This is a genomic window from uncultured Clostridium sp. (assembly GCF_963515715.1).
Classification (GTDB): domain Bacteria; phylum Bacillota; class Clostridia; order Clostridiales; family Clostridiaceae; genus Clostridium_AW.
The window spans coordinates 265,613-285,805 of sequence record NZ_CAUPZS010000002.1; the positions used below are offsets into that span (position 1 = coordinate 265,613).

A 20,193-nucleotide genomic window follows, 5' to 3' on the forward strand; every position below is an offset into this window, starting at 1 on the left:
ATTTTTCAGTATTAAAACAACGTTGCAGAAATTTATACAAGGAGGATAAATATGCCTATCTATCAACCAGAGCAGTATAATTTAATAATAAAGAGAATAAAAGAAAAATGCATGGTCCAAGATATTTTCTTGGGGGAGCAACTATCGGAAGAAGAAATTTGCTTATTTGAAAAGAAGCATGATACCATACTTCCTCAGGTTTATCGAAAATTTTTGCTTGAGGTAGGCGATGGCTGTGATATGATTGGTGGATTCAAAATGAAATCTCTTGATATGATAGACAGATTGATATCAGAAAAATTATCAGCTACTTTTCCCTTTGAAGATCCTTGGATTTGGGAGGATGAAGAATGTCCATCCGAATCTCAGTTATTGGAAGTTGGGAATGGAAACATTGAGCTTATTCATATTGGAGATGCACAATCCTATAATTTAATTGTTACAGGGAAATGTCGTGGGGAAATTTGGTTTTTTTGTGATGTAGGAATACAACCCTGTTGGCAGCGTCAAGATTTTTTGGATTGGTTTGAAAAATGGCTTGATTATGGTAATGATGTTGATTATTTTACAGAATATCAGTATGAATAAGATGAGCATTCGCCCTTGTAGGCGAATTAAAGCAAAGTTGCAGGGAATGAATATTCTCTATTATTAAAGGAGGTAGTACCTTGACATACGTTTTACAAGACTATTTGAATATATATCAACGCTTTCCTGCACATGGCACATGGAAGAAAAGTGATCGAAAAGAAAGGCATCGCATGTTGACATAATGGCAAAATTGCCATTATTCACAAATGCCTGATGTGGAAGAAATCCGTTCTTTTATCAAATATAATCCTAATTTAGTGTATGAACGGCCTTTTTTCCTAAAAGTATTAGTACCTTGCATTTATGCGGACATTGAAAATAACAGTATTGATGCTATCCGTTTTATGTTTGAAAATAATAGCAATCATTACATTGGTACAACCAGAGATTTCGTGGAAATATTTTGTGAAGCATCGAATTGTACATATACTCCCTTTGATGTGGCCGGGTTTATATTGAAGAAAGAGCCGGATAATAAAACCGTACTATATTACAAGTATGTATTGATGAGCAGAATCATTGATTTTACTATACATGAGGTTCCTTGTGGTATTTTGAATGGTATGAATGGTGCTGAAAAATCCGCAATACCAAAAATGTTAGAAGACTTAAACGAGTTTGAGCAGCTATGTAGTGTGGTGGGAGAAAATCAGAAAGCATTTATCGACTTATGTCGTAGGCTCTATGTGGCTTGGGATGAATATCTTGATAATAAAAGCAGTTACAATAATTTTGTGGACTACTTAGATAAACATCATATTTGTTATAAGGAATAGTATCGTAATACCTGGCTGTTGTGGAGGTGAGTATTATTGATTGAAAAAAATCAGTTGTTAAAGAAAAAGATAAAGATACAACAGGTAAAAAACAAACTAAAATTACTTAATGGGATAGAAATCTTAGAGACATTTGAAAATGATGAAAATAGAATACTCAACGAAATGTTTTCAGATTATTATGCAGTAATGTATTCAAACAATACACTGCCACATAGTAAATTATCTTTTGAATCTTCCGATTTGGAAGTATTTTCTTGGATTTCATCTAAAATGCGATTAGAAAATGGACAAGAATATTTCTTTTTGTGTGATGGTATATGGACAAGAATCAGAATCATTGATCTACAGTGGGCAATCAAAAGTTTATGGGAACATAATAGGTACAAACAAGGTAAGCACAAAATAGGGTCTTTCGGTTTTTTGCTTATGGAAGTGAACTTGAATTATATTATGGAAGCAGGTTGCGATTCCAGGGATGAGTACAACTATCTAATTGATATTTGGGCTTGTGCTAAATGAGCTTTCGCTCCTGTAGGGGAATAAAACAAAGCTATAGGAAATTTATATAATCTTGCTTTAGGGGATAGTCAAATATCTTCTGAGTGTCAAATGATTCAATCAGTAAGAAGGTGATAGGAATGCAGTATGACTTATCAAGAGAATTTGCAGCAAAACTAAGTGTTTTGCTCGAATCATCATTGATTCATTATAAATATTACGAATTGTGGTGTGATGAAATAATTGAAAGTATGGATAATCCCCCATACTGGATTATTGATTTAACAAGCACCAAATATTTGCCTGACGCAAGAAATGTTGTATACAGCTATGCATTTTCAGAGTCCTTCATAGATTTTTACTATTTAGAACTAAGGGATTTTTATATTGCCTGTAAATATGTAAAATATATAAAAAAGCACATTTCCTGGGCCACCTTTTTATCATCTGCTGGAAGCTATTCTGATGGTAATAGTTGCTGTGTGGAGTGTGAGTATTTTTATTACTTGCTCAGCCAATTTGAAGAAAGTGAATATTCCAAAAAGATGGAATATGAACAGTCAGAAGAAGTGGGCAAGAAATTTTCGAACCATATTAAAGAAAGTGATAGATTATATGAGTATTTTCTAAAATACTTTAGACAATATGTTTCAAAAACAAAATGAGCATTCGCTCCTGTAGGTGATTTAATACCCATCTACAGGAAATTTATATAATCTCGATAATTAAGGAGAAAAATAATGAATAACATAAACAGAGATATAAACATTTACATAGCTGGTTTGGGAATTGCATTTTATTCTCCGGGTATGGTAACAGATATTGCTATCGGAAGCAATTTTTTGATGCAGGAGTTTAATCGCCCTGCTGATATTGGGGAACACATCCGAAAAGGTGATATAACTACTTTCTGCACTGGAACACCCGGACAATTTGACCTGCGCTTTAGAAGTGGGTATCCCGACGAAACCATAAGCAAGGAATATCCTGTGGCTATACGGCTTGGACTTCAAGTAAAAGGCGGCAAAATCCATGTCATAGATTTGTATTGGCTTATGGAATTTGACGCTGAATGTCCGCAGGAACAAGTAGTAGAAGTCCAAGATGGTTTCTATCATATCACAGCACTCACCAGAAAGCCGAATTCTGGAAAATGGGGAGATGATCAAACAATCTATATTTATCTCAATGAACTCCCTGAAATGCCAGAATTAACATGGAATGGGGCACCACCATTGTTTGTTGAATAAACAAGATTGCCAACATAATATGAATGACAAAACAAGAACTTGCTAGGGTAGCTCAAAATAAAGCAAGGCTATAGGAAATTTACATAACATTGTATGGGAGGAACAATTATGAGTTGGGAACTAAAACAAATCTTTATGCCAAATCCAAATCCGAACAATGACTATACAAACTATGAAAAGAAGTTACAACCTCAAATGCGGTTTGCCGATCCAAAACTGAAAGATCTTTTTGAAAATCATGAAGATGAGATCATGAAGATCGTGGTCAAAGAAATCACAGAGTATTTAGAAGATGAAAGTGCTTGCAATGATGATTTGCATATGTTTCCTCGCAGATGTGAAATGACAGGCGAATGGTATGTTGGTGGTATTGCGTTACGTGAAGAAAACGGAAGAATTTGGGGGAGCGTTTTTACGCGCTTCTTGGGATATTATCCCGATCCCTCTGTTCGTATGCCAATAGATGATTATCTCGGATTAGAAGTATGGATAGAATATGATCCAGAGCATAAAAAATTTATTTTTGATGGAGGACTTGACAGTTCTTCGATTTAAATTGTCTAAACGAACAATGTCAAATTAAAATATGTTTAAAAGGAGTTTCGTTATGGATATTATTAAACTGTTGCAACAGGATGAAAATTTGTCTGACCTTCTATGTTATATTTGTGATGTTGAAATTCTTTCGGAATTCAAATCTCCACAAGATGAATTTGGTCATTTAGCCTATAGTATAACTGGAAAAACATTCGCAAAAGAAGGCACAGGAAGTGAATACATCTTATTGGAGGATGGTTCAGTTGGATTTTGGGGAAGTGAGGGCGAAAGTGGAAGAATTGCCGATAGCCTTTATGATTTTTTTGTGTTTATGGTAAACTGCCCATTTTGGCGTGATTATGTGAATGCTGCATCATATCAAAATATGGAGTGTCTCCAAAGCTTCGCAAAAGAACTCATGGAAGAACATAGACAAATGGTTGAAGAAGATATGGATATGGACTTGGATGAAACCCAAAAAGAATTGGCAAAGGGTTTGAGCATTCCACTTGATAGCGATATTTCTAATGTGCTGATGAAGTTTTACCATAGTGCTACCAGAGAGCCACGTTTGATAACCACATATACGGAAAATGACGGAAGTACACATAGCAATACAGGTTCTCTGTTTGAAAGTAAAGGTATAGTTCGATTCTAGGCTAATGTGAAGAAAATGAGCATTCGTTTCTGTAGGCAAATTAAAATAAAGCTACAGAAATTTATATAATTTTACTGAACAGTAAAATAGAAATTTGGAGTGAAAGATGAGGATTATAGAATATTATTTAATGCCCGAGGCTAATTATCATGGCGAATATGATAGAAAAGAAGCTCATTATTTAGTGAAAAAAGGTTCGGTTGCAGATATGATACACGATAGTGCCATGCTATGGGGATACGATTTTAATAAGGTTATTCCTGATTTTGAACGATTAAATACTATCTTACTTAGTGGAGTGTTTGGAAGATTGGTTGAATGGGATCCATTTAAAATAACAAAAAATGAATATTCAGAAATTGTAGAACAACTTCTAAGTATCTCCATGAACCAATCCTATAGAAAAGGGTAATATCCAATCTATTGTCGAGAGTGAACAATACAGTTATAATGGTCACTCGTGTTTTACAGGATAGAACGATGTTATATGACCTTTCAAAAAAACTAATTAAATTCGGAGCTAACCCATTAAGCGAAGACAAGTATGGAAAGTTACCATCACAGATAGCGACTGACGGGGTAGATGAAAAATTAATTGCAATATTAGAGAATAGTGCAGATTAATCAGAATTTGGAAAGGAGTATTAGAAATGAGCATGGATTTAGATTTTTGGAAATATAAAAAAGGGACATGCCTTGATAACAAAGAAGTATATATAAAAGCGTGTTGTGATGGAGAAGAAATAGACGCTTTGGAGCAACTGCCTGTTGAGGAAATTTTGAATAAAGTAGCTGTAGTTTTTAAAGATTGGACTGCTCTTGATAAAAACAATTATGAGAAAGAAGGACATGGTGCATTTAGTATTTTTACAACATCACAAATAGTACGCTTTGATTGTTATGGTATCAGTGGAGATGATATGAATTTGATCATAGATATAATGTTAGATTTTGGTTGTCCACTATATGATCCTCAAATATCAGAACGATTTGACGTGGATAAATAATGATCTCTAAGTTAAAGTTTTTCTGTGAGGTTATTAGCATTCGTTTCTGTGGACGAATTAAAATAAAACTACAGGGATTTTATATAATATGCAAGGAGAGTACTTGGTGAAGAATATATATGGATTTATTTCCCGTATCAATGAAATAAAATGGTTTTCAAGATGTGGAACGGCTGAAAAACGGTACATTGTTGTTACTTCCATTTTTGAAGCATACGACAGTTACAACTCCAAAATGTTAGCTGTATGGGGACCTAAAATTTGTGCTTTGGAAACTCAAGCCATAGAGATTATTACGGATGAGAAAATAGACTGTATTTTTGAGACCGTTTCCAGTGATATACAAAACTCTTTATGGAATGGCTACTGCAATTTCATAAAGAGATGTAAACTTGAAAATGAAAGCGGATTAGAGAACGAAATTATGGATTGTGTGAAAAGGGATATGTCATGGGCAGCAATCGAAATACAGCTTGGACAAAAAGACTTTTTCAACGATCTTTTAAACATTTACGAACAAGGTCGATGGCCGTGCTCATACGATGGAGTTTATCCACACGGAAAATTCGTTGTTATGTAGACAAATATGAGGCATAGGAAGGGGAATTTTATAGTGAAAAACAGGATTCAAAAGCTAATACAATTAGGACCGATCCCATGAAATAAAGAAATTAGTTATGAACTCTTTATGACCTATGATGATTTATTGCAGATGGAAGAACCTATTACACTAGAAGAAGCAGGGCAAATTATTAATTTTTTCTCAGAGGATTGTGACGATTTGAATTGGGGATTGCTGCATTTGATTGAAAGTGCACCACTTATTACAAAAGGTAATATAAAAGAATATAGAAAATTGATTGACCAGTGTAGACAGAGTGAGTTTCGGGAAATATTGCGTATTAGATTGGAAAACTGGGAAAAGAAAAATAATCTCTCTTAGGAGGCAGAGTTAGATGGAAAAATACATGGTAACTGTGATTGAACTAAAAACGCAGCATGAAATAAAATTAGTCATTGAGGCTGATGAAGCAGAAACTACTGAAAATATCATTTTAAGAACACAAGTGAAGGATAGTCTAATATCGGTATTTGATTATAGCTATTTTCCAGCATACCAAAAGTTAAGAGACAAAATTTTGAGGCTGGGCTATGGTATAAAGTGTAATGGCTCACGACTCAATGCGGTGCAATCCGCTATGATGGGTACAAGCGGAAATATCTATGTTGTCGAGTTAGGTAGACAGGCATTTACAAAAGATATTGTAAGTCTTTATGATTATGCTGAGATAAGTGCTTTCCCAGATACACAAGAGCAAACGGCGTTTTTTCGAAGATGGGTCGACTCTTTGAACCAAGGGCAATCATGAAGATTATAAGCATTCGTTTATGTGGTCGAGCTAAATCAAAGAATAGGAAATTTATATTTATTCAAATTAAGGGATGATTTTGATGGTGATAAAAAAGTATAAAGAAATATGGATATACAACGAGACAGATGAACAAGCCTTATGTGCACTAATCAATGGAGAGTATGGCTGGTTAATGTATCTACGTGAGGAAGGTGACGCAGGGTTCAGTTCCCGAAATCCCGATTATAAAGGTACGGAAGATGCTACAATTGAATACTTCAAAAAATACCATAAGCCACCTAAGTTTGTTGTATGGCACAACGACTCTGGTGATGGTGTGTCTTTGAATCATATCTTAAGCAATAGGTTATGAGCATAATCCGAAGGTTGACAAATTTCATTTTGGAAAGGAGGACCTTATTGTGGAAAAGGGGCTTTTATATTACAAAGAATTCATAGACAAATTAGTTGATATGTCAAAATCCTGTACTGATGCTAATAATATAAAAAATGGCAGTTATCCAAAAGTAGCAGTGTACCAAAACATGAATGCAATTTTAGAAAAACTATCACAAGAAGAACGCCAAGTGCTTTCTGATAGTATACAGTCGTGTTATAGCAGTGCTGTTTTTGATGTTTTGAGTTATTTAGAATGGCTAAGCTGCTGTCGTAATATGCAAATATCAATAGATGGAGAAATTTTATCGTCAAGTACATTCGAAGGATTTTCAGATGATTTTATAGGGCGTTCAAATGATTGGGAATGGCCTAAATAAATTCTTATCTACAGAATTTGGAATGTAGATTATTTATATAATGTGAGGAAGGAGAGCCTATTATGAAAGAAAAAGATATAGAGGCAATCAAACACTATTGGGACGCGGCCTTTGACAAAAAATTATATATTGATGAAAACAATCCCAAAACAGCGCAGGCAAGGAAAGACCTCCTATCTTCTTTGTCAGAAGATATTACTCAGATTGAAATATTTAATGCTTGGTTGAAACGTGAGTGTCTTAACAGAAATGCCGACGGACTTGACTATATGCTTACTCTCGGTACAACATTTGATTTATTTGATAGGGAAAGTTTGAAAGTTTTGCAAATGATTGCTTGCGATGATTGGCATCATGATGCTGAAAATCTGGTAGCGGTTTTTGAAGAGCACCCCACAGATTTCACGAATAAAATCTTATACGATATGGCTCTGTCACGATATCCAAATCATTATTATAGCGACGATGAAAACGGAAGTGTCACAAGAAAATGTGTCTGGGCTCTTTGGCGTTTAGGGGATATCGACAGCATAAAATCTTTATCAAACAGCGGAGATAAAATTGCCGAAGGTTATGCTCAGCATCAACTTGAAAAGCTGAAAAAGAAATAATTTTGAAGCGTACATTATGAGCATTTGCCCCTGTAGGCGAATTAGAATAAAGCTACAGAAAAATTTATATTTGTAAGGGTGTTTATTATGGATGAGAATATGAAAAAACATTTGGAGTTTTTGAAAGAACAACAAAAGCAGAAAGAACGTGAGAAACGTATCGCCTTTGAGAAAGAGCGCTTGTTCTCTGAGAACATTAACTTTATACAACACTATAGGTTTGCCAGCAATATGGAAGCAGAGAAAATCAACGCATTTCTTGACGGACTCCCAGCCATTACACCTACAAGACCGGACTTTTCTAAAATGGCGATTGAACAACGGTTTCAAAATATAGAAGAATTATTGCTATATGAAAATAAGGACATTTGGATATATTGTCTTTGCGGTTCAAGCGAGCTTATCGATTTGTATTCTTATGGCAGTGTGAGAAGTTTCATAAATGATTTTGAAAATTGGTGTTACATCAGCGCTTATCTGGTACTCTTGTTTGATAACTTGAGTGACTTTATTTTTGTTGATGACAATGGGAATATCATCAAATCAAAGAGCATCGAAAAATGAGCATTCGCTTCTGTAGGCGAATTAAAACAAAGCTATAGGAAATTTATATTTTTAGGTGTTAGTTTATGGGTAATTATAATGATTTTTTAATGGATAAAGAGCGCGAATTGACAAGCATAAATCCTATTGACATAAGTGGTAATTATATTGAGAAAATTATTCGTGAATATTTGATTTATAGTTGTTCAAATACAATAGGAGCAACATTTGAAAAATTCTTTTTAGAGCGATTGTTCGATGAAAAACTTTTGGTCACTCTTTTTCAAATATTGCTTGATGAGAGTGAAAATTATTCCAATGATGCCAGATATGGTGCCGCATTTTTTATTTCAAAATTCGATGAGAGGATACTAAAAAAATATAAGGACAAATTAATTTATGTGCAAAATTATGATATATATAGTTTAAGACCATTTGCCAAAGAAGACCTTCCTCATTGGTTGAATTTTGAGTGAGAAAATGAGCATTCGCTCCTGTATGCAATACAAAGCTACAGGAAATTTATATAATAGGAGGTAGCATGATACATATTGAAAGAGGAAAAGAAAAAGAAGCATTTATTGCTTTTGCCAATATGGCGGTTGCAAAATTAGCTGAGAGTGACTACTCTTCGTTTTTAGCATTATTTGATAGTAGTCGTTTATCTGAAACAGATTTGATTTTAGCCCTCAAATATTTAGATGATTCTCGGCCAATACTTAAAATTGATAGCCCAATAAAATGTAAATGTGAGAATCGACGAATCGATATAATACCCTATAAAAGTGGACGGGGATATGCTATGGACTATGACTTAACAACAAATGGAGAGATAAATGATTTGACTATTCAATTTGAGTTTTTGGTAGAAGCAGAGGGATATTCTGTTTCCCTTGAAGATTTACATACTTTATAGATTGTTCTTAAGATTATGGGTATTCGCTCCTGTAGGTGAGTTGAAACAACGCTACAGGAAATTTATATTTGGCGTGGTATGTAATATGGTAATAAGACAAACAGTGAAAATCGAAATTTGGAGATGATATGTATGAAAAAAAATCAATTTTGGAAAATAATTAAAATGTTGGATTGGAGCAGCGAGGGAAATGATGATAAGGTTTTAGCGCCTGTTATTCAGTATTTATCAGAGCAATCTGATGAAGAAATATTTGAGTTTGAAAATATTATGTCCAAGCTATTATATGATATTGATAGTAAGAAAATAGCCATGCAATTATATGGAACATTAGAGCTTTTTTCCAATGATTTATTCCTTTATCAGCGGTGTGTTGCAATCGTAAATGGACAAGGTTATTATAGTTCTATTTTGTATGGAGGAGAAATATTAGACCCAGATTTAGAGTTTGAATCAATATTATATGTACCAATCAAAGCATGGGCTAAAAAGCATCAACAGGATACATCCAACTACCCACATATTGCAGAGCCAAGTTATGAATCATGTAGTAATGAAGAGCTTTGGAAAAATTAAATTTGTAATGGATTTTTCGCTCTTTAAATATAAGATGGGAGGTTTTTACAATGAAAGCTTATTATAGTGATGGGAGAGGACGATACGGCACTGGAGAAAGCTACGACTGGTTCTATAAATACGAGAATGAAGATGTTGAAATCTTTACGAGTTCGGATAGCTTATGGACATATACTCCGATTGACGGCGGGATAGAGATTTTGCGTTATAACGGTAATAATATTAATATCGTTGTTCCGGCTGTCATCGATGGGAAAAACGTCGTTTCACTTAACAGTACGTTTGATGGGTTTTATGAGCTAAAAAGAGCGGTTATTCCAGAAGGTGTAATGTCGGTAGTTGGCGCTTTCTATGGCTGTGAGGGTCTTGAAGGTGTTACTCTACCGAAAAGCCTTGTTGATATGACTTATACATTTAACTGCTGTTATTCTCTGAAAAATATTGATATACCATCCAGAGTGAGGAATTTTTCATGGGCATTTGAAGGCACCAAGTTTGAAAGTTTAATTTTCCCACAAGGCACCGAAGATATTTCGCATGTTTTTTGCGGTTCTGAATACATTAAATATGCTTTTATTCCAAATAGCGTGACAAATTCATACGAGGCTTTTTCCGACTGTGATGTGCTTACCGAAGTTGTTATTGAGGATGGTGTTACAAACATTGACGAATGGGCGTTTTTTCATTGTCCCTCGCTCCTTGAACTTACAATTCCAGCAAGTGTTACGGAATTCGGCAAAAATTCTGTTGGGTTTATGGAAATAAGAGAGTACACTAGCCCCGAAAAAACCGCTTACAAGATAAAAGGTCAACAGGTTGTTCCAGGTTTTAAAATAAAAGGTACTCCAGGTTCAGTTGCTGAAAAGTATGCCAAGGAAAATGGGATTGAGTTTGTATCATTACTACAGTTATAGGTTAAGCGAAAGACAGGGGTGGGTGGTGGCAAGGAGAAACCATTATGGATATTAGAAATGAAATAAAGAATATCGACTGGAGTCAATATGAAACTGCTTACGGAAATGCTAATCAGGACATTCCGGAATATTTGGACCAATCAAAATATATTGCCAAAGTTTCGAGCTTGTTGTTAGATTTATTTTCAGAAGATAAAGAATGTGCCATGAGAGCAACGCATTACTTATGGTGTGGCTTATGCCACCAGCATGCGTTTGTATCTTCTGCTACGCTTCCAGCCTATGATTTTCTTATTTACGGTCTAAAGAATTTGGATGACAATTTGAAGATTGAAATATTAGACATACTACTAGGCTTTTCTATTTGTACAGCCGGATCGAGTCTATCTGATTCATGGCAAGGAAAATTAAGAAGTAAGTTAAAAGAGGATATGGGATATTTTCAAGAATTGGCATTGAATACAAATGAAGAAATTTTAGCTTTTGCTGAAAGTATTATTGAATGTTTAGAGTAGATTAAATTTTTGCGGAAAATGAGCATTTTCTCCTGTAGTCGAATTAGAACAAAACTAGAGGAATTTTATATTTGATGAAACGGGGGTGAAGTTCAGTGAATATTTCTGAAGCAAAAGAATTGCTATCATTTCATTCTTGTCGGAATAGTGATATTGATAATCCAAAATGGAAAAGTGGATTTTTAGGATGTTTGCGACCGTTTCAAGGTCAATTATCTGAAGAAAATTTCAAAGAAATAATGGAATGCTTAAAGGTATTAGCTAATGAGTTCAATAATCCTCAAATTGATAAAAATATTGTGGCTATAATTCGTTGTACAGAATAGTGGATAAGCCCGGGTGGGATGTTAACGAGCAATCATTTGCTTACTTCGGAACAAGAGACTATGTTGCGTGAATGGGTTGACATCATTTCTGATGCCCTGTTTTGGCTATTAGATGGAGTAATCGATGAAGCGTTTACGGGATATAATGAACACTTTGAGAAGTACAAATAGGAAGTTTTTTCTTTCTATGCAAGAACAAAAAGGTTCGTGGAGAAGATAAATGGAAAGTGAGGAGGATAAAATGGGAGACAATATAAAGCCTACCAAAACGGAAAGTTATATAAGTCCAGAAGAAAAGGTTCTGTTTGATGAAATCAGAACGGAGCTTTTCGATGAAGTAACCCCCGGTCTTTTCGTAAAAAAAGAAGAACCGCCAACTGTAAATCCGAATGAAGCGTGCTATAATGCCATAGCTGTTTATGTCTATGGTTTTCAAGAATATGCTGAGAAGATTGACTATGTTACAGATATTAACTATACAAGGCAGCAGTTTCACAAAAGTATGCTCCATGAAAGCATTTCAACAAACAACAAATTTGATATTGCTATTGACCTCATCCGGCGTGGTATAGATGTGGATATTCAAGACTACAACGGTAATACAGCACTTCATTATCTTGCAGGAGATATAAACCAGCCAGGGGCATGTCAAGTGTTTCAGCTTATTTTAGAGCAAAGTCTCAACGTAAACATTCTGAACAAAAGGGGGCGCTCTATCCTCTGGCTTTTGCTTCCTTGTGTTAGGACAAATTCTAAGATTGAAGAGAGATCCTTGGTTAAGCGGTTAATGGAGATGGGAGCGGATAAGAGTATCTTGCCTCAAAGGCTTCAGGAAAAGTTAGAACTGATTTTGAATATGATCTAAAAATGCAAAGCCCCAGTCTATTGGTAAGATTATGAGCATTAACTCCTGTAGGCGAATTATAGCAAGGCTACAGGAAATTTATATAACTCTTTGTAAGGAGGGTAAGTGTATGGAAATTAGTGAAACTCTTTATAACAAGCTCATAGAATGTAATTGGTTAGAAAACTGCGGAACAAAACGAAAATGTCAGTATAGTTTTGAGACGTATCAAGTGATGGATACTCATAAAATGTTAAAAAATATACAATCTATAAAATGGGAAAATGCATGCCTTGATAAACGAGGATACTTAACAGAGTATTTGTGTTTAAACGTACAAGGTGAATACGATAGATATTGGAATACTACTGTAAGGACGATTAAAGCGAATTATTTACCGAAGATTTTAGATAAAATCCAAGTTGCAATAGGTGACAATAATTTACCGGAGGAAGTGATGCAGGATATTCGGTTTAATGTGCTAAATATCTTTATGGCGGAGTTCTATTCAACGTATTATGTAAGTGAATTTTCAAAGCAACTATTGGAGATATATTTATCAGGACACTTGCCCTGTGGCTGGCATGGAAAATATCCTTACGGAATGATTATGATGTTTTAATACAGCTAATGATTATTTGCTCCTGTAGACGAATTAAAAAGCTACAGGAAATTTATATAATTTTTCATAGATGTGTGGAGGTAAAGATGATGCTTAATGAGTTATTAGAGAAAATAAACCAAGAAATGTTTGACGAAATAGATTGTGATTCTATATTAGGCCTGCGTGATTGCGAAGTGTTTGATTCTAACTGGATGAATCTTTATAATCAAATAGAGCAATTAAAACTGACAAAAGAGTATTCAGAAGAATCAAAACGCTTTTATGATGAATATAGAAAAAAAGCTTTTTTGGAAGTGTATAATTTATCTCAAAACAGTGATTTAGCTGCCTGCATATCGGATGATTTTGGACTGATTTTTGATAGTATGCAGCTTGGTGTCACAACATCCTGGTTAGACAAATTGATACAGTCATATCGGTCATCTAAAATTCCGTGTGGCGATTTGTAATTCTCACAGATTATGAGCATAATCGGGAGTTGATAAATTCCAATTTATTCAGTCTTCGTAATTGACAAGCAGGAAAGTGGGTGAATATAAATGACAAAAGCGGAAGCAAGGCTGAAAATAGCCGTTCATGCAGGGAGAAACGATAATTTCTCAGAGGGATATGTATATGCTTTAAGATATGGATTTAAAAATTTACCTGAGTTGCAACAAAAATTTGATGAAATTTTTGTATGTTTGAAAGAATTGAAAGAAACCTTTTACTCACCAGAAATTGAACGAGAACTTCTTGCAGACTTAAACGAAATACTATATGAAAGCATTTTGTATATTAGCAACAAAAAATCGGCTTATTGTGTAGTTGAGATTTTTGCAGAAATTTTATCTGAAACTTTGGTTTATCTTTTGGAAAATGCTGAATATCCATTTGAAGCATTTGATAACTACAAAGAAAACTATGATTTCTTTGTAGATTTTAATTTTAATGGTGACGCTGGTGAAGTTGAAATCCTATCTATAAATGGAATCAGCTTGCCTCAAGATTACATTGAGTTTATGAAAAAATATAATGGTGGGGAAGGTAGTATCGGCAAAGGAACATGGTTAATATTATTTCCATTAGAAGAATTAGAAGAAATAAACGAGGACTATTGTATAAATGAATTTCTTCCCAATCATTGCATTATAGGTTCTTCCGGCGGTGGTGAATTATTTGGAGTGGATATAGATGGAAATTATTTTGCTGTTCCGACGGTTTCGATGTCTGATAAAGATAAGATTGTTTTAGGGAATACATTTTTTCAGTTTATTCAGCGTTTAGATACATATTTGGATTGATAGTTCAGAAGTAAGAATTTGTAGGAGAATTAAAAAAGGCTATAGGAAATTTATATTTGGTGAAGGAGGAGAATTAAAATGGCATTACAGAAAATTTATGATTATTTCCGTAACTATGACAAAAATACATATCAGGTGGTTGCCTGTATGGGAAATGAACCGTCTGAATCGGACATATCTGCATTCGAAAAAAGTATTGGAAGTATGCTACCGCAGGAGTTTAGAGAGTTTACTATGTCACCGCTAGGCGGACTTTATATGAATGTGAGAGAAGAAGTTTGGCCGCAAGCAAAGCAGTTTGATATTGGTCCGTTTTGGTCTTTTTGCCGTGGCATCATTGTTTATGGAATAGCAAAAGAAATACCAGATTTTTTAGATATCCGTGTCAAGACAAAAGAACTACATGAAGCAGGATTTATAGACTACGTTCCTTTCCTATCCATTATTGGAAATGGTGACGAAATATTCTGTTTTGATAAGAAGGGTAATATTGTCATATTAGATTACTATCAGACAGGTGAAACAACTTCAATAGAGGGGAGTTTTTCGGATTGTTTGATGAAGCAAATTGAGGAATTGGAAGAACGCAAGAACAAAAAGGTCCGTGGAGAAGATAAATAGTAAATAGGGATGAAATTGAAACATATTGGAGGAAATAAAATGATTAAGTATGAAATTCCTGAGACTTTAAAAGAGCATGAAAATATAATAAAAAGAACTTTTAGGTATAGTAATGAGATAATTTTTAAATGTGAAGAAACAAAACCGTGGGAGAGTAAATTAGGTGGATGTCCATATTTAAAAAATATTGAAGAGTATCCAGTAGATGAAGAGGGAGAACCCATGTTATTTTTAGCACAGATAAATCTATCAGACCTTGAAAAACTGGATGATTTACCCCAAAAAGGGTTATTACAGTTTTTTGTTGTAAATGATGATATGTTTGGATTGGAAAGTCCTATTTTTGTAAAATATATAGAAAGTTATGAAGAGAATGAAGCACAATTAATAAAGGAAAATCCTTATGAAAATAATGAAGGATATAAGCAAGGTCTACCTTTTTCAAATAACGGAAAAATGTACTTTGAAACAAGGGAAATGCCTATATCTTCTTCATTAGAGTTATTTGAAACGCTTTTTAAAAATGAGCTTTCAGAAGAAGAATATGAGAAACTGAGTGAGGATTGTTATAGCTGTAACAGCAGAGTTGGAGGTTATCCCTATTTTGTGCAACATGATTGTTTAGGTTTTGATGATGAAGATTTTCTTTTATTGCAGCTGGATATAGATGATGAATGTGGTATTATGTTTGGAGATTCTGGAAACTGTGTTTTTTCTATTCCTAAGGATGCTCTGAAGAATAAGGATTTTTCAAAAGTAATATATGATTGGCAATGTTGCTAGATTATAAAAATTATATATAGATGCTTATTTGTTGAATAGATAATAACTATTACAATAATAAGTTACTTGTAGACATTGATAAATCAAATTACCCTAAGAAAAGTGAATTTAATTACCAAGAAATTATTTACCATTATTAAATTCAGCAGACATGCTGGTAAAAAGGAATTTGAAGTGCAGATTACTTATGGTGGGAGAAGATATATGGAAAATATAATAAATATACTAAAAACAGAATACGGGATAAACTGCCTGTCTGTTACCTCTCAAAAAGGTGGATGGTCAGCTTCGGCATATAAAGTGTCTGATGGTGTGAAAAATTATTTTTTGAAGGCTTATGAAATAAATAGGGCTTCTACTCCTAAGTTAACATCCATGATTGATATATATATTCCAATTACCATTTGGTTGGATCAAAACACAAAGTTGTCCGGCAAAATTCCTGTTCCTGTAGTAACAAAGGATGGGAATTATAGATGTCAAGATAACCATGCAATTTATCTTTTGTATGAATATATTGACGGCGAAACTATTGGTGATGATGAATTGTCAGATGACCAAGTAGCGCAACTTAGTGAGATGATTGCAGAACTCCATTCTTTCAGCAGTACACAAATACCTTGTGATAGTTTGAAGATAAGAGAGGATTTTTCTCTACCTTTTTTACAGCCATTAAAGGAACATATTATTCAAAATTTTGAGCATCTTGCTAATGATCTAAAAGAATTGCTGAAAGGACGAATTGGGTCTATTGAAAAACTGATGCAACGTGCAGAGACGCTTTCATTGTTCCTTATCAATAACAAGCCCAAAATGGTTTTTTGTCATACTGACCTTCATAATTGGAATTTGATGCAAAGTAAAAATTTATTGATTTTAATCGACTGGGAGGGGCTGAAGGTTGCTCCGCCCGAAGCTGATCTTATGTTTTTGAAAGAAAAGCCTTACTATAAGTATTTTTTAGATGTATATCAGGAAAAACATCCAGACTTTCAAGTGAATTCGGATGCAATGGAGTTTTACTTGGCTCGACGTATACTAGAGGATATTTGGGAGCTTGCTGAGCAATTATTGTTTGATTCTCAGAACAAAGAAAGTCGTTCTCAAACACTTAAATACCTTAAGGCTTTGTTAGATGATATGGAATTATAATTGAAAGCTCCAAATTTCAATTTAACAGAGGAGGTACGGAAATGAAAAATTTCATAAGAAACTATCCTTTATTTTCTCTATGTGGCTTAAACTGTGGGCTGTGTTCAATGCACTTGGATAATTATTGTCCTGGTTGTGGTGGTGGAGCTGGTAATCAACCATGTGCAATTGCAAGGTGCAGCCAACAGCGTGGCGGAATTGAATACTGCTATTTGTGTGATGAGTATCCTTGTGAAAAATATGATGGTATAAATTCGTTTGATTCCTTTATTACTCATCGCAATCAGTTAAAGGATTTTGAGAAAGTCAAGAAAATAGGAATAGACTCCTATCAATCTGAACTTGCTGAAAAAATAGAAATTTTAAAATATTTATTGGCAAACTACAATGATGGACGGCGAAAGAGTTTTTTCTGTATAGCTGTTAATCTTTTGGAACTGCAAGATATAAAATCCGTAATGGAACAAATTGCAACTGAAACAGAATCGGACAATCTGATGCTAAAAGAAAAAGCTACACTTGCAGTAAACCTGTTTCAAACTATGGCAGAGAAGCGAAATATTGTGTTAAAACTTAATAAGAAAATCAGCAAGAAGAAGTAGTTAAATTTCAATTTAAGGTTGAGTAATATAAATAGTAATTTGATAAGAAGATTATATTTATATATTTGAATTTCTCAATCAAGTTAATACGAAGAAAGGAAAATTGATGTTTATGAATATGAATGAATGCAAAGAGTTTATTAAGAGCTGTCTTGAGAAACGTTATAAGGATATAGATGATATGTTATTGATGATGCCAGATGTACCGGAAGAAATGAGAGCTGGTGAACTTGATGAAGAGGGATGGGTTAAGTGGAAAATGATACCTTCAACTGTAACCGAAAGTGATTTTGAAATAATAGAAAATGAATGGGGTGTTAAATTCCCATTAATGCTTAAAGCATATTTTAAAGTATACTTCCATTACTTTGAAGAAAATGTTGGCAGGGTTCCGCCGGACGAACCATTCTATAGTCTTGATAATGCATATAACCCAGAATTACTAAGGTATGGATATTTGGCTTTTACCTGGGATTCGGAAGGATATTTTATCCGTTGCATAGATTTAAGCAATATGCCTGATGAAGATAGTTGTCCAATATATCAGATTGATCATGAAGTACTGTTTGAGTATGATGAGGAAACTATAACTAAAGAGGATATAGACAAAAATATGGTTAAAATCGAAGAAAATCTGAAATCATATCTTGAAAAAGTGCTTATAGAAAATTACAGTTACTAAGAAGAACAAAAGTTTATGTTGAATTGGTTGAAAGTATAAAGGTTGATAGTAATAGATGTATAATTAAAATTACTATTTAGCCATCAAATTCCAATTTATGCAGATGAATGTGTTGAAAGCGATGAGATAGAAATAATGATACTATAGAAATTTAAGAAATTCAAATAAAAGGATAGGTTCAATATAAAGCCTATCTTATTTGACAAAAATATAATTAAAATTTGAAATGAAAATTAAAATGATTATATTGTAAGAGAGGAAGTTTTTGCCTTACAGTGAGTGAAGCATATCTGTGGAGAATCAAAATAAATAGAGAGTTTTAAGAGATTAAAGGTAAGCCAATGGTATTAAAGTATCATTGGCTTATGTTATAATTAATTGGTAAATATTGGTATGGGGCATATAGAAAAGTAGTAATTTGTAAGTGAGATTATTTTTATAACAGGAAAATAAATTATATTTTAAGGAAGTTGAATAATATGAAGATTATTGTGATAAATGGAACCGAAATAAAAGGTTGTACCTATAATATAAAAGAAAGTTTTCTAGAGATTTTGCGGGATGGAAATGAAATAACGGAATTTTATTTGCCAAAGGATTTGCCACATTTTTGCTGTGGATGTAAAAACTGTTTTTTTAAAGGTGAGCAGTTTTGCCCTCACGCAGAGCGTGTTATGCCTATCTGGAACGCTATTTTGAATGCTGATTTGCTTATATTTGCTTCCCCTGTTTATGCATTAAGAACTACTTCGCAGATGAAAGCTTTGCTTGATCATCTGTGTGTGTATTGGATGGTACATAGACCCGATGAAAGAATGTTTAACAAAAGAGCTGTGATTTTGACGAATGCTATAGGTATATTTAACGGTGGGGCACAAAAAGACATTGCAACAAGTCTATCTTGGCTTGGCGTCTCTGATATTAAAAAGTTAGGCATAGGATTGCTTGAGGGTGTTATTTGGAATGAACTATCCAATAAGCGAAAAAATATTATTATCAGAAAAACGAAAAAGATTGCTGAAAAATATAAAAAAACGCGTGTAGCACATAAGGGAATAAAAGTAAGCATTAAATTCGCCATAACTAAAATGATGCATCAGGCTGTTGCCAAAAAAGAAATAACATTATCGCTTGATAATCAGCATTGGGTAGATAAAGGGTGGATAAATGTATAAACGATTATTTTTAAATCGATTATGAGCAAATCTGTGCTCGTCAAATTCTAGTTTAACTGGCATATAAATCGGAATTTTACGCTTGAAAATATCACCATCCGTTTGCCGGAGGGGTTTATCATGGGGCTGATCGGCCCAAAAGGTTCAGGCAAAACAGATTGGTGTTTCCGTCAACAGCTATATAATAGCGGCGTTTTACAGGCAGACAGTAAACTTAACTGTACTTGACTTACCAACAACTTATGGCTGCTGCAAAATTGAAAAGATGATTTTTGTTCCCCCTGCGGTTTCTTATGCTCACAATATTATTGCTGTTTTGACTGTGAATGGGAAAATAGCTCTTACATATCATAGCATGGAGAATGGCAACGGTGCAGACAAAAATTTCTTTGATAGAGGTATTAAAAACCTCATATTGTAGGCCAGACGCAAAGATGCAGAACTTAAAAGAGAAAAATGAAATAACAGCAAGTAAAATCAAGCAGTAATCCCTCTATTTCTTTATAATAAATGTAGAACGGCTGAAACGAGGTGAACAGACGAATGTACGAGTGGCAGAAGCAAATTCAAATAATCG

The 20,193-nt window shown here is 34.0% G+C and carries 33 protein-coding genes; all 33 read left to right on the forward strand.

Annotated elements, in window-relative coordinates; genetic code table 11:
- Positions 1 to 51: 51 nt before the first annotated feature.
- Positions 52 to 588, forward strand: coding sequence for an SMI1/KNR4 family protein (locus RYO54_RS03420; RefSeq protein WP_315115719.1), 537 nt, complete (start codon positions 52 to 54; stop codon positions 586 to 588).
- Positions 589 to 848: 260 nt separating this feature from the next.
- The gene (locus tag RYO54_RS03425; RefSeq protein ID WP_315115722.1) at positions 849 to 1,367 is read left to right on the forward strand and encodes a hypothetical protein; all 519 of its coding nucleotides are present in this window, start codon (positions 849 to 851) and stop codon (positions 1,365 to 1,367) included.
- A 36-nt stretch (positions 1,368 to 1,403) separates the two neighbouring features.
- A complete protein-coding gene (locus tag RYO54_RS03430; RefSeq protein WP_315115724.1) occupies positions 1,404 to 1,889 on the forward strand; it encodes a hypothetical protein in 486 nt (161 codons plus the stop codon).
- 119 nt (positions 1,890 to 2,008) lie between these two features.
- Positions 2,009 to 2,533 carry a hypothetical protein gene (locus RYO54_RS03435; RefSeq protein WP_315115727.1) on the forward strand — a complete coding sequence of 175 codons (525 nt, stop codon included), beginning with the start codon at positions 2,009 to 2,011 and terminating at the stop codon, positions 2,531 to 2,533.
- Between the two features lie 75 nt (positions 2,534 to 2,608).
- Complete coding sequence (locus tag RYO54_RS03440; protein ID WP_315115728.1) at positions 2,609 to 3,118, forward strand: hypothetical protein; 510 nt, start codon at positions 2,609 to 2,611, stop codon at positions 3,116 to 3,118.
- Between the two features lie 108 nt (positions 3,119 to 3,226).
- Entirely contained in the window at positions 3,227 to 3,673 is a 447-nt protein-coding gene (locus RYO54_RS03445; protein ID WP_315115730.1) for a hypothetical protein, read from the forward strand.
- 88 nt (positions 3,674 to 3,761) lie between these two features.
- Entirely contained in the window at positions 3,762 to 4,313 is a 552-nt protein-coding gene (locus tag RYO54_RS03450) for a hypothetical protein (protein WP_315115733.1), read from the forward strand.
- 106 nt (positions 4,314 to 4,419) lie between these two features.
- The gene (locus tag RYO54_RS03455; protein ID WP_315115735.1) at positions 4,420 to 4,725 is read left to right on the forward strand and encodes a hypothetical protein; all 306 of its coding nucleotides are present in this window, start codon (positions 4,420 to 4,422) and stop codon (positions 4,723 to 4,725) included.
- Between the two features lie 11 nt (positions 4,726 to 4,736).
- Positions 4,737 to 4,937: a hypothetical protein gene (locus RYO54_RS03460; RefSeq protein ID WP_315115738.1), complete on the forward strand. Its 201-nt coding sequence runs from the start codon at positions 4,737 to 4,739 to the stop codon at positions 4,935 to 4,937.
- 26 nt (positions 4,938 to 4,963) lie between these two features.
- Positions 4,964 to 5,320, forward strand: coding sequence for a hypothetical protein (locus RYO54_RS03465; protein WP_315115739.1), 357 nt, complete (start codon positions 4,964 to 4,966; stop codon positions 5,318 to 5,320).
- A gap of 106 nt (positions 5,321 to 5,426) precedes the next feature.
- Positions 5,427 to 5,900, forward strand: a complete 474-nt coding sequence (locus RYO54_RS03470) for a hypothetical protein (protein ID WP_315115740.1) — start codon at positions 5,427 to 5,429, stop codon at positions 5,898 to 5,900.
- A 108-nt stretch (positions 5,901 to 6,008) separates the two neighbouring features.
- Positions 6,009 to 6,263 (forward strand): hypothetical protein, encoded by a 255-nt coding sequence (locus tag RYO54_RS03475; protein ID WP_315115741.1) that lies wholly within the window; start codon positions 6,009 to 6,011, stop codon positions 6,261 to 6,263.
- Between the two features lie 13 nt (positions 6,264 to 6,276).
- Entirely contained in the window at positions 6,277 to 6,690 is a 414-nt protein-coding gene (locus tag RYO54_RS03480; RefSeq protein ID WP_315115744.1) for a hypothetical protein, read from the forward strand.
- An 82-nt stretch (positions 6,691 to 6,772) separates the two neighbouring features.
- On the forward strand, positions 6,773 to 7,045 hold the full coding sequence (locus RYO54_RS03485) for a hypothetical protein (protein WP_315115747.1): 273 nt from the start codon (positions 6,773 to 6,775) through the stop codon (positions 7,043 to 7,045).
- A 49-nt stretch (positions 7,046 to 7,094) separates the two neighbouring features.
- Entirely contained in the window at positions 7,095 to 7,448 is a 354-nt protein-coding gene (locus RYO54_RS03490; RefSeq protein ID WP_315115750.1) for a DUF6547 family protein, read from the forward strand.
- Between the two features lie 62 nt (positions 7,449 to 7,510).
- Positions 7,511 to 8,059: a hypothetical protein gene (locus RYO54_RS03495; protein WP_315115752.1), complete on the forward strand. Its 549-nt coding sequence runs from the start codon at positions 7,511 to 7,513 to the stop codon at positions 8,057 to 8,059.
- Between the two features lie 87 nt (positions 8,060 to 8,146).
- Positions 8,147 to 8,623: a hypothetical protein gene (locus RYO54_RS03500; RefSeq protein ID WP_315115755.1), complete on the forward strand. Its 477-nt coding sequence runs from the start codon at positions 8,147 to 8,149 to the stop codon at positions 8,621 to 8,623.
- Positions 8,624 to 8,688: 65 nt separating this feature from the next.
- Complete coding sequence (locus RYO54_RS03505; RefSeq protein ID WP_216438716.1) at positions 8,689 to 9,078, forward strand: hypothetical protein; 390 nt, start codon at positions 8,689 to 8,691, stop codon at positions 9,076 to 9,078.
- 65 nt (positions 9,079 to 9,143) lie between these two features.
- Positions 9,144 to 9,518, forward strand: a complete 375-nt coding sequence (locus RYO54_RS03510) for a hypothetical protein (protein WP_315115760.1) — start codon at positions 9,144 to 9,146, stop codon at positions 9,516 to 9,518.
- A 132-nt stretch (positions 9,519 to 9,650) separates the two neighbouring features.
- Positions 9,651 to 10,094, forward strand: coding sequence for a DUF4240 domain-containing protein (locus RYO54_RS03515; protein WP_315115762.1), 444 nt, complete (start codon positions 9,651 to 9,653; stop codon positions 10,092 to 10,094).
- 50 nt (positions 10,095 to 10,144) lie between these two features.
- Positions 10,145 to 11,008: a leucine-rich repeat domain-containing protein gene (locus RYO54_RS03520; RefSeq protein ID WP_315115764.1), complete on the forward strand. Its 864-nt coding sequence runs from the start codon at positions 10,145 to 10,147 to the stop codon at positions 11,006 to 11,008.
- Positions 11,009 to 11,052: 44 nt separating this feature from the next.
- Positions 11,053 to 11,523 carry a hypothetical protein gene (locus RYO54_RS03525; protein WP_315115766.1) on the forward strand — a complete coding sequence of 157 codons (471 nt, stop codon included), beginning with the start codon at positions 11,053 to 11,055 and terminating at the stop codon, positions 11,521 to 11,523.
- Positions 11,524 to 11,618: 95 nt separating this feature from the next.
- On the forward strand, positions 11,619 to 11,849 hold the full coding sequence (locus tag RYO54_RS03530; RefSeq protein ID WP_315115769.1) for a hypothetical protein: 231 nt from the start codon (positions 11,619 to 11,621) through the stop codon (positions 11,847 to 11,849).
- Between the two features lie 220 nt (positions 11,850 to 12,069).
- Entirely contained in the window at positions 12,070 to 12,714 is a 645-nt protein-coding gene (locus tag RYO54_RS03535) for a hypothetical protein (RefSeq protein WP_315115771.1), read from the forward strand.
- A gap of 109 nt (positions 12,715 to 12,823) precedes the next feature.
- Positions 12,824 to 13,315, forward strand: coding sequence for a hypothetical protein (locus RYO54_RS03540; RefSeq protein ID WP_315115774.1), 492 nt, complete (start codon positions 12,824 to 12,826; stop codon positions 13,313 to 13,315).
- A gap of 89 nt (positions 13,316 to 13,404) precedes the next feature.
- Positions 13,405 to 13,767, forward strand: coding sequence for a hypothetical protein (locus tag RYO54_RS03545; protein ID WP_315115776.1), 363 nt, complete (start codon positions 13,405 to 13,407; stop codon positions 13,765 to 13,767).
- 90 nt (positions 13,768 to 13,857) lie between these two features.
- Complete coding sequence (locus RYO54_RS03550) at positions 13,858 to 14,601, forward strand: SMI1/KNR4 family protein (RefSeq protein ID WP_315115778.1); 744 nt, start codon at positions 13,858 to 13,860, stop codon at positions 14,599 to 14,601.
- Positions 14,602 to 14,748: 147 nt separating this feature from the next.
- Positions 14,749 to 15,222, forward strand: a complete 474-nt coding sequence (locus RYO54_RS03555; RefSeq protein WP_315115781.1) for an SMI1/KNR4 family protein — start codon at positions 14,749 to 14,751, stop codon at positions 15,220 to 15,222.
- A gap of 39 nt (positions 15,223 to 15,261) precedes the next feature.
- Positions 15,262 to 16,005: a YwqG family protein gene (locus RYO54_RS03560; RefSeq protein WP_315115784.1), complete on the forward strand. Its 744-nt coding sequence runs from the start codon at positions 15,262 to 15,264 to the stop codon at positions 16,003 to 16,005.
- 204 nt (positions 16,006 to 16,209) lie between these two features.
- The gene (locus RYO54_RS03565) at positions 16,210 to 17,157 is read left to right on the forward strand and encodes an aminoglycoside phosphotransferase family protein (protein ID WP_315115787.1); all 948 of its coding nucleotides are present in this window, start codon (positions 16,210 to 16,212) and stop codon (positions 17,155 to 17,157) included.
- A gap of 41 nt (positions 17,158 to 17,198) precedes the next feature.
- Positions 17,199 to 17,759, forward strand: a complete 561-nt coding sequence (locus tag RYO54_RS03570) for a DUF3795 domain-containing protein (protein WP_315115790.1) — start codon at positions 17,199 to 17,201, stop codon at positions 17,757 to 17,759.
- A gap of 118 nt (positions 17,760 to 17,877) precedes the next feature.
- Positions 17,878 to 18,441 carry a hypothetical protein gene (locus RYO54_RS03575; protein ID WP_315115793.1) on the forward strand — a complete coding sequence of 188 codons (564 nt, stop codon included), beginning with the start codon at positions 17,878 to 17,880 and terminating at the stop codon, positions 18,439 to 18,441.
- A 479-nt stretch (positions 18,442 to 18,920) separates the two neighbouring features.
- Positions 18,921 to 19,616 (forward strand): flavodoxin family protein, encoded by a 696-nt coding sequence (locus tag RYO54_RS03580; protein WP_315115795.1) that lies wholly within the window; start codon positions 18,921 to 18,923, stop codon positions 19,614 to 19,616.
- Positions 19,617 to 20,193 lie beyond the last annotated feature (577 nt).